The 13,996-nt window shown below is 70.1% G+C and carries 12 protein-coding genes; 11 read left to right on the top strand and 1 reads right to left on the bottom strand.

Annotated features, from left to right (window positions below):
• Window positions 1-130: 130 nt before the first annotated feature.
• Window positions 131-1,210, top strand: a complete 1,080-nt coding sequence (locus tag CP981_RS36660; RefSeq protein WP_085927164.1) for a S1 family peptidase — start codon at window positions 131-133, stop codon at window positions 1,208-1,210.
• 209 nt (window positions 1,211-1,419) lie between these two features.
• Entirely contained in the window at window positions 1,420-3,270 is a 1,851-nt protein-coding gene (gene murJ / locus CP981_RS36665) for a murein biosynthesis integral membrane protein MurJ (RefSeq protein WP_085927165.1), read from the top strand.
• A gap of 34 nt (window positions 3,271-3,304) precedes the next feature.
• Here murJ and CP981_RS36670 read toward each other — a convergent pair whose 3' ends face one another.
• The gene (locus CP981_RS36670; RefSeq protein ID WP_085927194.1) at window positions 3,305-3,736 is read right to left on the bottom strand and encodes a protein-tyrosine phosphatase family protein; all 432 of its coding nucleotides are present in this window, start codon (window positions 3,734-3,736) and stop codon (window positions 3,305-3,307) included.
• A gap of 452 nt (window positions 3,737-4,188) precedes the next feature.
• Between CP981_RS36670 and CP981_RS36675 the strand changes: the two genes are divergently transcribed.
• From CP981_RS36675 to CP981_RS36715, 9 genes are all read left to right on the top strand, one after another.
• Window positions 4,189-4,863, top strand: a complete 675-nt coding sequence (locus CP981_RS36675) for a right-handed parallel beta-helix repeat-containing protein (RefSeq protein ID WP_244329963.1) — start codon at window positions 4,189-4,191, stop codon at window positions 4,861-4,863.
• Window positions 4,864-4,991: 128 nt separating this feature from the next.
• Complete coding sequence (locus CP981_RS36680; protein WP_085927167.1) at window positions 4,992-5,735, top strand: IPT/TIG domain-containing protein; 744 nt, start codon at window positions 4,992-4,994, stop codon at window positions 5,733-5,735.
• 173 nt (window positions 5,736-5,908) lie between these two features.
• Window positions 5,909-7,723, top strand: a complete 1,815-nt coding sequence (locus CP981_RS36685; RefSeq protein WP_425282197.1) for a beta strand repeat-containing protein — start codon at window positions 5,909-5,911, stop codon at window positions 7,721-7,723.
• 240 nt (window positions 7,724-7,963) lie between these two features.
• The gene (locus CP981_RS36690) at window positions 7,964-8,593 is read left to right on the top strand and encodes a GNAT family N-acetyltransferase (protein WP_341873701.1); all 630 of its coding nucleotides are present in this window, start codon (window positions 7,964-7,966) and stop codon (window positions 8,591-8,593) included.
• Between the two features lie 61 nt (window positions 8,594-8,654).
• Window positions 8,655-9,986, top strand: a complete 1,332-nt coding sequence (locus CP981_RS36695; RefSeq protein ID WP_244329964.1) for a lipase — start codon at window positions 8,655-8,657, stop codon at window positions 9,984-9,986.
• Between the two features lie 266 nt (window positions 9,987-10,252).
• Window positions 10,253-11,689, top strand: coding sequence for a rifampin monooxygenase (gene rox / locus CP981_RS36700; RefSeq protein WP_085927196.1), 1,437 nt, complete (start codon window positions 10,253-10,255; stop codon window positions 11,687-11,689).
• A 288-nt stretch (window positions 11,690-11,977) separates the two neighbouring features.
• Window positions 11,978-12,985 (top strand): AraC-like ligand-binding domain-containing protein, encoded by a 1,008-nt coding sequence (locus tag CP981_RS36705; protein ID WP_085927169.1) that lies wholly within the window; start codon window positions 11,978-11,980, stop codon window positions 12,983-12,985.
• A gap of 151 nt (window positions 12,986-13,136) precedes the next feature.
• The gene (locus CP981_RS36710; RefSeq protein WP_085927170.1) at window positions 13,137-13,373 is read left to right on the top strand and encodes a hypothetical protein; all 237 of its coding nucleotides are present in this window, start codon (window positions 13,137-13,139) and stop codon (window positions 13,371-13,373) included.
• Window positions 13,374-13,457: 84 nt separating this feature from the next.
• Window positions 13,458-13,988 (top strand): MauE/DoxX family redox-associated membrane protein, encoded by a 531-nt coding sequence (locus tag CP981_RS36715; protein WP_158092689.1) that lies wholly within the window; start codon window positions 13,458-13,460, stop codon window positions 13,986-13,988.
• Window positions 13,989-13,996 lie beyond the last annotated feature (8 nt).

The following is a 13,996-nucleotide window of genomic DNA, read 5'->3' on the forward strand; positions in this document are numbered from 1 at the left end:
CCGCGCCGCGATGTCATGCCCCCGGGCCGCAGAACGGTGCCGACAGCCCTGAGAGGCTGGGTCAGGAACGACGCGACCGCATCCGGGCCCGACCCCCTTGCCCGGTCCAACCGCCACCAGAGGTTCCGAGTTGAAGCACACCCGCGTATCGACGCCCCGCACCGTCCTCACCGGTGCCGCTCTGGTGGTGGCCCTGACCGCCGCCACGCTCACCCTGAAGACCGCTGAGGCCGCCCCCGCCAAGGCCCCTGATCCGCCGACGGCCGCCGTCGCCGGACAGCGCGCCAAGGGCATCAGCTCCACCCTCGGTGCCGACGGCGCGGGCGCCTACTACGACGCCAAGCACCGCAAGCTCATCGTCAATGTCACCACCGAGGCCGCCGCGGCCAAGGCGCGAGCCGCCGGTGCCGAAGTCAGGGTGGTCAAACACTCGCTCGCCTCGCTGGACGCCGCACGCGCGACCCTCAAGAGGCAGGCCACCATCCCCGGCACCTCCTGGGGGATGGACCCCAGGAGCAACAAGGTGGTCATCACCGCCGACCGCACGGTCCGGGGCGACAAGCTGGCGCAGCTCAAGCGGGTCGCCGCCGCGCTCGGTGACCGGGCCGTCCTCAGACAGTCCACGGGCACCCTCCGGCCGCTGATCGCCGGCGGCGACGCCATCTGGGGGACCCGGGCGCGCTGCTCGCTCGGCTTCAACGTCACCAGGGGCGGACAGCCGTACTTCCTGACCGCGGGGCACTGCACCAACGCCGTACGGAGCTGGTCCGCGACACAGGGCGGCGAGGAGATCGCGGTGACGGAGGCCGGCACCTTCCCCGGTGACGACTACGGGATCGTGAAGTACGCCGCCGCCGGCATCGTGCACCCCGGCCAGGTGGATCTCCACAACGGCAGCATGCAGTCCATCACCCGGGCAGGCGATCCGATCGTGGGCCAGAAGGTGCAGCGCAGCGGCGGCTCCACGCATGTGCACGACGGTGACGTCATCGCACTCGAAGTGACCGCCAACTACCAGGAGGGCGCGGTCGACGGTCTGATCCAGGCGACCATCTGCGCGGAGGCCGGGGACAGCGGCGGCTCGCTCTTCGAGGGCGATACCGCGCTCGGAATCACCTCGGGCGGCCGGGGCGACTGCTCCGCGGGCGGGGTGACCTACTACCAGCCCGTCCGCGAGGCCCTCGAAAAGACCGGGGCGCAGCTCGGCTGACCCGGCCGGACCGCACGACATAGGCCGGGGACCGCTCGCCACGCGGTCCCCGGAGAACCACGGGCCTGTCCGGCGATCAGGGTCGGACAGGCCCCGGCACCGCCGTGATCAGGCCACCTGTCGGGACGTCAGCCGGCAGGTGAAAGAGTGTCCCCTTGAGCGACGACGGAGCCCGCTGGCGGGCCGGGGGCGGACGAGGTGGGGCACGCATGAATGCGCAGGGGCGGGAGAACGACGGCCGGGGGCAAGGGGGCCACGTCCTGCCGGATGACACGGTCCCGCTGCGGTCGGGCCTGGGGGACCAGCACGCGACCACGTCCCGAGAGGCGTACGACGGCGGGGCAGGAAACCCGGCGGGTGAGCAGCGCGCTCCTATCCCGACCCCGGCCGGTGAGCCGATACCCGAGCCGAAGCGGTCGGGGAGTGGCGCCTCGGGTCTGCTGAAGTCCAGCGCCGTCATGGCGGCGGGCACCTTCGTCTCCCGCATCACCGGTTTTCTCCGGACGCTCGTGATGGCCGCGGCGATCGGCGTCGGCACCCTCAACGACTCCTACCAGGTCGCCAATGTCCTGCCCACGATGATCTACATCCTGGTCGGCGGCGGTGCGCTGAACGCCGTCTTCGTGCCGCAACTCGTGCGTGCCATGAAGCAGGACGACGACGGCGGCGACGCGTACGCCAACCGTCTGATCACCCTGGTCATGGTGGTGCTGGGGAGCGTCACGGTCCTCTGTGTGCTGGCGGCGCCGCTGCTGGTGCACATGATGTCGCCGGATATCGCCGCTGACCCGCGCCGGATGGCGGTCACGGTGGCCTTCGCCCGGTACTGCCTGCCCACCATGTTCTTCATGGGCGCACATGTGGTGCTCGGCCAGATCCTCAACGCCCGGGGCCGCTTCGGCGCGATGATGTGGACCCCGGTGCTCAACAACATCCTGATCATCGCCACCTTCGGCGGCTTCATCTGGGCCTTCGGCAGCTTCACCGACTCCCGCGTCAGTCCCGCCACCATCACCCCCGAAGGGGTCCGGCTCCTGGGCCTCGGCACTCTCCTGGGCCTCGCCGTACAAGCACTGGCGATGCTGCCATATCTGCGCGACGCCCGGTTCCGGCTCCGCCCGCGCTTCGACTTCCACGGTCATGGCCTGGGCAGGGCCATGGGCCTGGCCAAATGGACGCTGCTCTTCGTCCTCGTCAACCAGGCCGGCCTGATCGTCGTCACACAACTCGCCACCAAGGCCGGCTCCCTCGCCGAACGGGCCGGGCACAGCGGCTCCGGCATCACCGCCTACAACTACGCCCTGCTGCTGTGGCAGATGCCGCAGGCCATCATCACCGTGTCGGTGATGACCGCGGTGCTGCCTCGGATGTCGCGTGCGGTGCAGGACGAGAACGTGGCCGCGATCCGCGACGACATCTCCTATGGACTGCGGACCTCCGCCGTCGCCATCGTGCCGTGCGCGTTCGCCTTCCTGGCGCTGGGTGTGCCGATGGCCACGCTGCTCTACGCCGGCTCCGACGCCGAGGGCGCCCGGGGCATCGGCTACGTCCTCATGGCCTTCGGCCCGGGGCTCATTCCCTACTCGGTGCAGTACGTCGTCCTGCGCGGCTTCTACGCCTACGAGGACACCAAAACCCCCTTCTACAACACCGTCATCGTCGCCGCGGTGAACGCCGCCGCGTCCGGGGCGTGCTTCGTCCTCCTCCCGGCCCGCTGGGCCGTCGCGGGCATGGCCGCCTCCTACGGTCTGGCCTACGCGGTCGGGGTCGGCACCGCCTGGCGCCGACTGCGCAAGCGGCTGGGCGGCGATCTGGACGGCGCGCGTGTGCTGCGCACCTATGCCCGGCTGAGCGCCGCGGCGATTCCCGCGGCGCTCGCCGGCGGCGGTGTGGCCTACGGGCTCACCCGGGCCGTCGGCAGTGGCGCCCTGGGCTCGCTTGTGACGCTGCTGGCCGGCGGGTGCGTCCTGCTCGGTGTCTTCGTACTCCTCGCGCACTGGATGCGGGTGGCCGAGCTCAGCGCCATGGTCGGCATGGTTCGGGGACGCCTCGGCCGCTGAACCGGGGCCGGAGCGGCCGAAGGACTCGCGACCGTCAGTCGGCGAAGCGGCGGACGTAACGCTTCTGCCAGGGGGTTTCCACGGCCCGGGGATCGTAGTTCCGGCGTACGAAGTCCACCGCCTCGCCGGCCGGAACGCCGTCCAGAACAGCGAGACAGGCGAGCGCCGTGCCGGTCCGGCCACGGCCCCCGGCGCAGGCGACCTCGACACGTGCGGTGTCGGCACGCGCCCAGGCCGCACGGAGCACCGCTCGCGCCTCGGCGTGACTGCTGGGCAGCCGGAAGTCGGGCCAGCGCAGCCACCGGGATTCCCAGGGGACCTCGGGTGGCTGCTTGCCGAGGAGATGGACGGCGAAGTCCGGCGTCGGGCCCTCCGGCAGTGGCCGGCTGAGTCCCCGGCCTCGGATCAGACGACCGGAAGGAAGCCTCAGGACTCCGGCGTCGGCAGCGTTCCAGGTAGCGGTCATCCGCACACCGTAGCGGTGAAAGCGATCAAGAACGGGTCATTCAGCGGTAGTTGGTGCCGCTCACCCCTGAGGACAGCCGGCGGCCGGTGCGCGCTCGGCGTATCAGGGTCGGAGCGAGCCGAGCGGCAGCGCCGGTGTTTTGCGGCGCCTCCGATGCGCGCTCTGCCATTCGAGTGAGGGGGCGTCAAGGCGCTTGCAGCTGTGCTCACCCCAATGGATAACTGGTCCCATTCCAATCCGGTGGGCTGCCCATTCCTCTCGGGGGAGTGGCAACGTGCCTGCCCTTGTGCCCGATTGAGAGTGCAGGCGGCGATGCGGCCCTGGCATCCGCGGCAGGCGCCCTCCCACGCTTGAGGAAGTGCCTGCACCACTCGGTGCCCCTTCGCGGGAACCGGCTGGTGCGGTAGCTCACGCCACCTCTTTCTGGGGGCGTCATGCGAACTGTCCGCACGTTGCGATCCCTCCTCGCGATCTGCGCGCTGACCCTGGGACTGACCGTGGCGATGGCTGCGGCTCCGACCAAGGCACACGCTCAGGTCCCGGTCCTGTGCAGCGAGACCTCACTGGTGAACGCGATCAACTCGGCCAATGCGGCCGGCGGGGACACCCTGGCACTGTTTCCGTTCTGCACCTACCAGCTCACCAGCGCTCACGGGACCTCACCTCACGGGGCGGTGGGACTGCCGCCGATCACCACCCCGATCACCCTGCTGGGTCTGGGAGTCACCATCACCCGCGCCTCCGGCGCGCCGGCCTTCCGGATTCTCCAGGTGGAGGGCGCCGCGAACGTGCCGGGAACCAAGGGACAGTTGAGTGCGGTGGGTCTCACCATCCGCGGCGGCAGCGCGGTGTCTCCGTACCCGGGAGGCGGGCTCTCGAACCTGGGCGGCACGGTCTCGATGCTCTCCAGCTCCGTCACCGGCAACACCGCCGTCGCCGGGGGCGGCATCTACAACGACAACGGCAGCATCACGCTGGCCGCCAGCTCCGTCACCGGTAACCAGGCCACCTCCAGCGGGGGCGGCATCTACGTCAACTCGGGTGGTGTGACGTTGCTGGGCACGGTGGTGCGCGACAACACCCCGGACAACTGTGCTCCGTCAGGCAGCGTCGTGAGCTGCACCTGACGGTCGGCCGAGGTCTCGGCCACCTGCTCCACCAGGCAACACCCTCCCCGCAACCGTCGACGGCGAAGGCCGCCGTCCGGTTTCGGTTGAGCACTTCCTCTCACACACCTCACCGAAGGAGCACCATCATGCCCATCTCTCCCAACCAGGGATCGACCGGCGGCGGGACCACGGTCGTCATCACCGGTACCAACCTCGGCGGCGCCACCGCCGTGAAGTTCGGCACGAAGAACGCCACCATCACCGCCAACACCCCCACCTCGGTCACCGTGACCTCGCCGTCCGGCACCGGCACCGTACCGGTGACGGTGACCACCCCGGGCGGGACCAGTAACCCGCTTCAGTTCTTCTACGTCGGCGCACCGTTCAAGTCCTCCCTGGCGCCGGTGAGCGGCGTCACCGCGGGCGGCGATACCGTCACCATCAACGGCAGCGGCCTGAGCACCGCCACCGCGGTCAACTTCGGTGCCACCGCCGCCACCCCGACCGTGGTCAACGACGGCCAGCTGACCGTCACCGTGCCGGCGGGTGCGGCACCCGGACCGGTGAGTGTCTCGGTCACCACCGCCGGCGGCACCAACAACGGCCTGACGTACACCTACATCGACGCGCCCACGATCGTCAGTCTGAACCCCACCTCCGGTCCGGCGAGCGGCGGCACAGTCGTGACACTCACCGGCACCAACCTCAGCACCACCCAGTCGGTCGACTTCGGCGGCACCCTCGCGCCGTTCTCCGTCCTCAGCGACACCAGCCTCTCGGTCGTCACCCCGCCCGGAACCGCCGGTGCCGTGGATGTCACCGTGACCACCAGCGGTGGCAGCGCCACTGCCGTCGGCGGCTTCACCTACATCGCCGGACCCGGCATCTGACCGGACCCTGAGCCGCCGATGGCCTGGTCCTGCGACCAGGCGGGGGCGGACAACCTGCCCGGACAGGGAGCACCGTCCCTGTCCGGGCGCTCTCTCCCTTCCCATGACGAGCCTCGGTCCGGTACCTCTCCGCAGGGGCCGGCCGGGGCTCACGCCCACGAAGGACCATGGCCGTGAATCGCTCCGCACACCTGCCCATCTCCTCCGCAGCGCCGTCCCTGGCGGCCACGCCCACCGTCACATCTGTCTCTCCCACGTCCGGTTCGACCGCGGGTGGCACGGCGGTGACGGTGACCGGCAGCGGCTTCACCGGCGCCACCGCCGTCCGCTTCGGCGCCACGTACGCGACGTCCTTCGTCGTCAACTCCGACACCCAGATCACCGCCACCAGCCCGGTCGGCAGCGGAACGGTGCAGGTCACCGTGACCACCCCCTGCGGCACCAGCAACGAGTTCGTCACCTACACCTATGTCACCGCCCCCGTGCCGAGCCTCACTTCGGTGAGTCCGGCTTCGGGTCCGGCGTCGGGTGGGACGGTGGTGACGTTGTCGGGTTCGGGGTTTTCGGGTGCGACGGCGGTGCGGTTCGGTGGGGTGTCGGCTGCGTTTACGGTGAATTCGAGTGCGCAGATCACGGCGACGGCGCCGCCGGGTTCGGGGACGGTTGCGGTGACGGTGTCGACGCCCGGGGGGACGAGCAATGGTGTGTCGTTCACCTACGTCTCCACGCCTGCGCCGGTCCTGACCTCGGTGAGTCCGACTTCGGGTCCGGCGTCGGGTGGGACGGTGGCGACGTTGTCGGGTTCGGGGTTTTCGGGTGCGACGGCGGTGCGGTTCGGTGGGGTGTCGGCTGCGTTTACGGTGAATTCGAGTGCGCAGATCACGGCGACGGCGCCGCCGGGTTCGGGGACGGTTGCGGTGACGGTGACGGCGCCCGGGGGGACGAGCAATGGTGTGTCGTTCACCTACGTCTCCGCGTCCGTGCCGGTCCTGACCTCGGTCAGCCCCAACTCCGGCCCGGCCGCGGGCGGCACGACGGTCACGCTCACCGGCACCGGCCTGGCCTCCACCACCGCGGTGCGCTTCGGCGTCACACCGGCAACCTCCTTCACCGTCGTCTCCGACACCCACGTCACTGCCGTCGCCCCTCCCGGCACCGGCACCGTACAGATCACCGCCACGACGCCGGGGGGCACCAGCAACGGCCTCTCCTACACCTACTCCGGCGGCCCCACGCTGAGCGGCATCAGCCCCAACCAGGGGAGCACCTCGGGCGGGAACACCGTCACGCTCACCGGCACCAACCTCACCGGCGCCACCTCGGTCACCTTCGGCGGGACCCCGGCGACCTCCGTGACGGTGCTCTCCGCGACCCAGATCACCGCCGTGGTCCCGGCGGCCACCGCCGGGCCGGTCGATGTCACCGTCACCACCCCCGGCGGCATCAGCACCCTCCCGAAGTCCTACTTCTACGTCAGCCCCCCGGTGCTCGCCGGCGTCGCCCCGCCCTCGGGCCCGCTCTCGGGCGGCAACACCGTCACCCTCACCGGCACCCACCTCATCGAGGCCACCGCGGTGCGCTTCGGGGCCACACCGGCAACGTCCTTCACCGTCGTCTCCGACACCCAGATCACCGCCGTGGTCCCGGCGGGAGCCGCCGGTCTGTCGAGCGTCACCGTCACCACGGTGGGCGGGACCAGTAACTCGGTTTCCTACACCTACCTGGCGGCGCCCAGCATCACGACGCTGGTGCCGAACCACGGGTCCGCCTCCGGCGGCAGCACCGCCACCCTCACCGGCAGCAACTTCGCCCAGACGACCACGGTGCTCGTCGGCGGCGCGCCCACCGGCTTCACCGTCGTCTCCGACACCCATCTCGTCGCCGACATCCCCGCCGGCGCCGCCGGCCCGGTCGATGTCACCGTCACCAGCCCCGGCGGCACCAGCACACCGGTGGTATACACCCGCGTCGCGTCCCCCAACATCTGACAGGCCGACCCGCCTGGCAGCCCGTCTCCCGCGGGCTGTCGGACACGGAGGAGCAGCGGTGCGTCCTCTCCCCGCTCGCGGGACCCGACGACGCACCACAAAGCAGATGCCGCGCCACCACCCGGTGGAGTAATGTGCACTCCCGGGAGATGGCGCTTACATCGGGAGGGCTTGATGATTCCGGAACTGGTCAGGACCTGGGCATCCGGCTGGGCCATATCGCGACACACGCCGACGCCGGTGGCCAAACCCTGGGGGCTCTATATCGAGGTGGGCCGACCGGACCAGGTAGGGCGCCATGTCCTCCCCGATGCCCATGAGTTGACGGTGCGCGAGGCCGCCACCTCGGTCACCGTGCCGCACACCTGGCTCAAGGTGCCCAGGGAGCCGGCGGAGGTCGCACACTGGCTCCCCGACGGCTGGGTGGTGGACGCGGACGAGACGGGCCACCTGATGGCCACGGACCTCCGGACGACGGCGCCGACGGCACCCGAGGGCCACACCGTGTCGATGGAGACCCGCGACGGCGTCACGTACATCCAACTGCACGATGTGGAAGGGGAGTTGGCCGCACAGGGCCAGATGGCGGTCCTCGGGGAGGCCACGGTCATCGACCGCGTCATCACCGAGCAGGCCCATCGCCGCCGCGGACTGGGCGCCTTCGTGATGCGCACCCTCGCCGATCGCGCGGTGGCCGACGGCGCGACCCTCGGCGTACTGGGCGCGACCGACGAAGGGCGTGCGCTGTACGAGAGGCTGGACTGGAAGGCGTATGCGCCGTTGGCGGCGTGTATCTATCGGCCTGAGAACTCGTCACGCGATCTCGTGGAGACGTCCCGTTCGAGCCGAAGCGTGATCGAACGGGGGTAGGCACCAGGAGGACCCGGGGGCCTCCGCCAGTGCATCGAAGTGCGGAACAGGTGAGGCTGAAATGGCTTTCACCGAGCCGCACTTGGAGGAACTCGTGGTCATCCCCGCCGCACTCTCGTCGCGCAGCAGAACCCGGTATCGCGGCGTTCTCCGGACGCATGTGGCAGCCGTCTGCTGTGGCCTGCTGCTGAGCGGGGCGGCCGTCGCCACCGCTGCGGCTGCGCTCGCTGATCAGGCCCAGGCGCAGGTCGAGGAGCGAGGCCGGGGCACCCTGGTCTCCGCAGAGAAGCTGTACACGCTCGCCACCCCGCGGGCCGTGGCCGCCGAGCTGGGCGCGGCCGGGTTCGAGGATGACACCGTCCACTACGGCGTGGTGGCGTACCGGCTGGTCTACCGGACCGTCGATCCCCACGGACGGCCCACTACGGCCAGCGGGCTCTTGGCGCTGCCCCTCAACAGAGAGGGACGGTTACCCGCGGTCTCCTTCGCGCACGGCACCGGCAGTCACAAAAACGACTCGCCGTCCATGCGGCGCGGCGCGTTCGTGTCCGCACCGGTGATCGCGCACGCGGCGGCCGGCGCTGTAGGGGTCGCGCCCGACTATCTGGGGATGGGCAAGGGACCCGGTTCGCACCCCTGGATGGACATCGGCTCCGAGACCACGGCGTCCCTGGACATGCTGCGGGCGGCCCGCGCCTTCGCGCCCCGCACCGGACATGTGCTGGAGCGCGAGGTCATGGTCACCGGCTTCTCGCAGGGCGCCTCGGCGGCGCTGGGGCTCGGCCGGGCTCTGGAGGCGGGTGCGGACCACTGGTTCAGGCTGGGTGCGCTGGCACCGGTCAGCGGCGCGTACGACTTCGGCGGCACGTGGCTGTCCGCGCTACTCGACGGCCGGCTGGAGCCCAAGTCCAGTGTGCTGTACGCCGCGTACACCCTGGTGGCGTTCAACCGCCTCCACCACGTCTACGACAGCCCTGGCGAGGTCTTCCGAGCCCCCTATGACAGCACCGTCGAGGCACTCTTCGACGGGGCCCACACGGGGGAGCAGCTGATGCGGGGCACCCCGGGAACCCTCGACGAGCTGTTGACCGAGCACGGCCGCGAGCTGCTCGCGCATCCGACGGGGCCGCTGGCGGCGGCGCTGCGCACCACCGGCGCCGTATGCACCGACTGGGCCCCCGGTGCGCCGGTTCGGCTGTACATGGCGACCGGGGACGAGCAGGCTGTCACCGCCAACACCGAGCACTGCCGGCAGGCTCTGCACAACAAGGGCGTGGACGCCCCGGCCGTCGATCTCGGCGCTGTCGACTACCAGGGATCCCGTCACTTGGGGTCCAATGTCGCGGCCACGTCGGCGATCGTGCGCTGGTTCGGCGAGTTGCGCCGACGGTGACCGGAACGAGGGCGCCGCAGGCCGGTGGCAACTGCGGAACGATCAGGCGTCCTCAAAAAACAAGGGCAAGGAGGTAAACCACTCCTTGCCACTCTTAATGTATAGCGCATGGGGGGCCTTGCGGCAAGGCCCCCGTGGTGCGTCAGAATCTGCGCTCGAAGCCAGAACCTGCGGAAATCCGGGATTCACGAAGTGCGTGTGCTTTGTGCTCCCGGATGGCGTGGAGCGGCTGGCCGGAATTCCTTCTCGGTGAACGGGCGTTTTTGATGATTGACGTGATCGTGGTCGGCGGCGGACCGACCGGCTTGATGCTGGCCGGCGAGTTGCGGCTGCACGGGGTGCGGGTGGTCGTGCTGGAGAAGTTGGCCGCGCCGACCGAGCAGTCCCGCGGGCGCGGCCTGCATGCGCGCAGCGTCGAGATGATGGACCAGCGCGGCCTGCTGGACCGGTTCCTCGCGGCGAGTGAGAAGTTCCAGGTCGGCGGGCTCTTCGGCGGCATCATGAAGCCGTGGCCGGACCGGCTGGACACGGCGCACCCGTACGGCCTGGCCACCCCGCAGCCGGTCACCGAGCGGCTGCTCAACGAGCGTGCCCTCGAAGTCGGGGCCGAGATCCGGCGCGGCTGCGAAGTCGTGGGGCTGAGCCAGGACGAGGACGGGGTGACCGTCGAGCTGGCGGACGGTACGCGGCTGCGTGCGCGGTATCTCGTCGGGTGTGACGGCGGCCGCAGTGCGGTGCGCAAGCTGCTCGGCGTCGATTTCCCCGGCGAGCCCGCCAAGGTCGAGACGATGCTGGGCGATATGGAGGTGACCGGGGATCCGGCGACGATTGCGGCCGTCGTCGAGGAAGTCCGCAAGACCCAGCTTCGGTTCGGTGCCGTTCCCGACGTCGACGGGAAGAAGGGGGTGTACCGCATCATCGTGCCCGCCGACGGTGTGGCCGAGGACCGTACGGCCCAGCCGACCCTGGAGGAGTTCAAGCAGCAGTTGCGGGCCGTCGCGGGCACTGACTTCGGGGTGCACTCGCCGCGCTGGCTGTCCCGGTTCGGTGACGCCACCCGGCAGGCCGAGCGCTACCGGGTCGGCCGGGCGCTGCTGGCCGGCGATGCGGCGCACATCCACCCGCCGACCGGTGGGCAGGGGCTCAACCTCGGCGTGCAGGACGCGTTCAACCTCGGCTGGAAGCTGGCCGCCGCGGTCAACGGCTGGGCGCCGGAAGGGCTGTTGGACAGCTATCACGCCGAACGGCACCCGGTGGGCGCCGCCGTGCTGGACAATACCCGTGCGCAGATCACGCTGCTGGGGACCGACCCGGGGGCGACCGCGCTGCGGGAGCTCTTCGCGAAGCTGATGGACTTCGAGGAGGTGAACCGGTACGTGACCGAGATGATCACCGCGGTCGGAGTCCGCTACGACTTCGGCGAGGGCCACGACCTGCTCGGCCGGCGGATGCGGGACGTGACGCTGAAGCGGGGGCGTCTCTACGAGCTGATGCACGGCGGCCGCGGACTGCTGCTCGACCAGACCGGCCGGCTCTCGGTGACGGGCTGGGCGGATCGCGTCGACCACGTCGTCGACATCAGCGAGGAACTGGACGTGCCCGCAGTGCTGCTGCGGCCGGACGGGCATGTGGCATGGGCCGGTGAGGATCAGCAGGAGCTGCTGAGCCGGCTGCCCAAGTGGTTCGGCGCGCCCGTCAGCTGAGCGGGCAGTCGGGATCGGCCGGCCTGCCGTCCCGGCGGAATTCCCTCACCCGTAGTCCATCGCCGCTGATATCGCGGAAAGCGCAGCAGGCGGACGGCGGATTCTCTCCCATGAGCGTTTGCTGCGGGGTCGCAAAGGCGGCTCCGCAGCGGGCGACGCTTAACGCTCTTTCTTGCACGGATCATCCATCATTCGCAGAACGGCCGGTCTTCTACTCGGCTGTTCAGGATCGTTTCCCCCATACTCGGGCCACGACAGCCGGGGCCAGCACGGAGAGGCGGGGGAACGATGCTGGTGCACAACTTCAGCACCGAGATGGTGGCTGCGCAGGACCGGTTCGAGCTGTGGGAGGAATTCGCTGTCCACTCGCATATGCGCAACTGGATCCGCAGCGACCACGAAGACGACTTCCGTGCGACGATGCGGGTGCTGGACATGGGGGACACACAGATATCCACGATGACCTTCCCGAGTCTGGAGGTCGTGCGGACTCCGAAGCTCATACGGCAGCAAGGTGATCGGGAGTTTTATCAAGTCAATTGTGTCCTCAGTGGTGCCGGTGATGTTTCCCAGGGGGCGCAAAATACGTCCATCCGGCAGGGGCAGCTGGTGCTCGTGGACAGCGGACTTCCGTTTCGTGGGCGGTTGCGCGGCGGGTCGGAGAACTATGCCGCGATGATCATTCAGCTGCCCCGGGAACTGCTGCCACTGCCGTGGAAGACCGTTCAGCGGGTGACTGCTCGCCCGATATGCGGTTATCAGGGAATGAGCGGGGTGCTCTGGCGCTGGCTCACCGAAGTACACGCCCGCGCGGATGAGTTCACTCCCGCCGATATCCACACCCTGCGGTCGGTCACCGCGGATCTCCTCGCCGCGGCAGTCGGCGGCTGCCTGGACGCCGAGGACACGATGACCCCGGAATCCCGGCGACGTGCCTTACAGGTACAGATCCGCGACTTCATTCGCCGGAACCTCGGCGACCCCTCCCTCTCCCCGGCCACCATCGCCGCGGCCCACCGGATATCGGTCCGCTACGTCCACCAGTTGTTCGCCGAGGAAGACACCACGGCCGCGGCCTGGATACGTGGCCGCCGCCTGGAACGCTGCCGCCGTGACCTCGCCAACCCCCACCTCCAGCTCCGCCCCATTCATGCCATCGCGGCCCAGTGGGGCTTCATCGATGCCGCGCACTTCAGCCGCGCCTTCCGCGCGGCGTACGGCATGCCGCCCCGCGACTACCGGCAGCACGCCCTCCGCGGCGCCGTGCGCGAGTCGGCAAGCGCTCTGCACGGATAGTCAACGCGGTCCACCGCTCTCCCCGGCATCGTCGTGTCCGGGCACCGACGAGGCACTCCGAGTCCGTCAGGCGGGCGTACCGAAGCCGGTCCCGCACACCCTTCCTGCACCACGGCGCGGAGTCGTGGGCCGAGCAGAACTTGGAGCAGTCATGTTCGCAAGGATGGAGACACTGGGGAGCAGACTCCTCGAACGGATCGTGCCGAAGGTGGCAGCCGAGGCATCGAGCACCTCGTGCGACTACCAGTACCTGTGTGTACGAGGCACCAGCGGATGCAACGCGACCCGCCACACGTGGTGGAAGTACCGGCTGGCGTGCTCGGACGGCTCCACCGGCGACTGGATCTACGGCTACTGCGACAACTGCACCCCCGGCGACTGGAACTGACCGACCACGCGCCGTGTTCCTGGGGCCGGCCACCGGGCCCGCCCCGGGAACGCTCGCTCCCGGAGGGACGCCATGGTCTACCTGATGACCGGTCTGAAGTGTCTGGTCGGCGTGGTCTTCCTGCTCGCACTGTGCGGGAAGACGGTGGTCCGCGGTGGGTTCGGCGGCTTCGAGCGGTCCCTGCGCGAGCTGCGGGTCGTGCCCCGGGCGTACCTACGGCCGGTGGCCGTGCTCGTCGTGGCCGGTGAAGCAGGCGTGGTGTTGGCCCTGGCGGTGCCCGGCCGGGCGACGGCGGTGGTGGGCTTCGGGCTGGCCACCGCCCTACTGCTGGTCTTCACCACCGGTATCGCGCGCGGGCTGCGACGCGGTTCCCGGACCCCCTGCCGCTGCTTCGGCGCCTCCACGACGCCGCTGGGGCCACACCATCTCCTCCGCAACCTGCTGCTCGCCGTGCTCGCCGTCCTGGGCGCGACCACCACAGTCGTCGCCGCGCCGGACGGGCACCCGGCAGGGGCACTGGTGGCGGCAGCGGCCGGCCTCGTCCTCGGTGCGCTGGCCGCCACCCTCGACGAACTGCTCGCCCTGTTCCAGCCGATGACGCCGCAACGACGATGAAACCGGAG

Source organism: Streptomyces platensis (genome assembly GCF_008704855.1).
Taxonomy (GTDB): domain Bacteria; phylum Actinomycetota; class Actinomycetes; order Streptomycetales; family Streptomycetaceae; genus Streptomyces; species Streptomyces platensis.

Excerpts from the sequence above, each read along its gene's own strand:
- CP981_RS36670 (WP_085927194.1), bottom strand. The coding sequence starts at position 3,736 with ATGACCGCTACCTGGAACGCTGCCGACGCCGGAGTCCTGAGGCTTCCT.
- CP981_RS36715 (WP_158092689.1), top strand. The coding sequence starts at position 13,458 with ATGACCGGTCTGAAGTGTCTGGTCGGCGTGGTCTTCCTGCTCGCACTG.
- murJ (WP_085927165.1), top strand. The coding sequence starts at position 1,420 with ATGAATGCGCAGGGGCGGGAGAACGACGGCCGGGGGCAAGGGGGCCAC.
- rox (WP_085927196.1), top strand. The coding sequence starts at position 10,253 with ATGATTGACGTGATCGTGGTCGGCGGCGGACCGACCGGCTTGATGCTG.
- CP981_RS36695 (WP_244329964.1), top strand. The coding sequence starts at position 8,655 with ATGGCTTTCACCGAGCCGCACTTGGAGGAACTCGTGGTCATCCCCGCC.
- CP981_RS36680 (WP_085927167.1), top strand. The coding sequence starts at position 4,992 with ATGCCCATCTCTCCCAACCAGGGATCGACCGGCGGCGGGACCACGGTC.
- CP981_RS36705 (WP_085927169.1), top strand. The coding sequence starts at position 11,978 with ATGCTGGTGCACAACTTCAGCACCGAGATGGTGGCTGCGCAGGACCGG.
- CP981_RS36710 (WP_085927170.1), top strand. The coding sequence starts at position 13,137 with ATGTTCGCAAGGATGGAGACACTGGGGAGCAGACTCCTCGAACGGATC.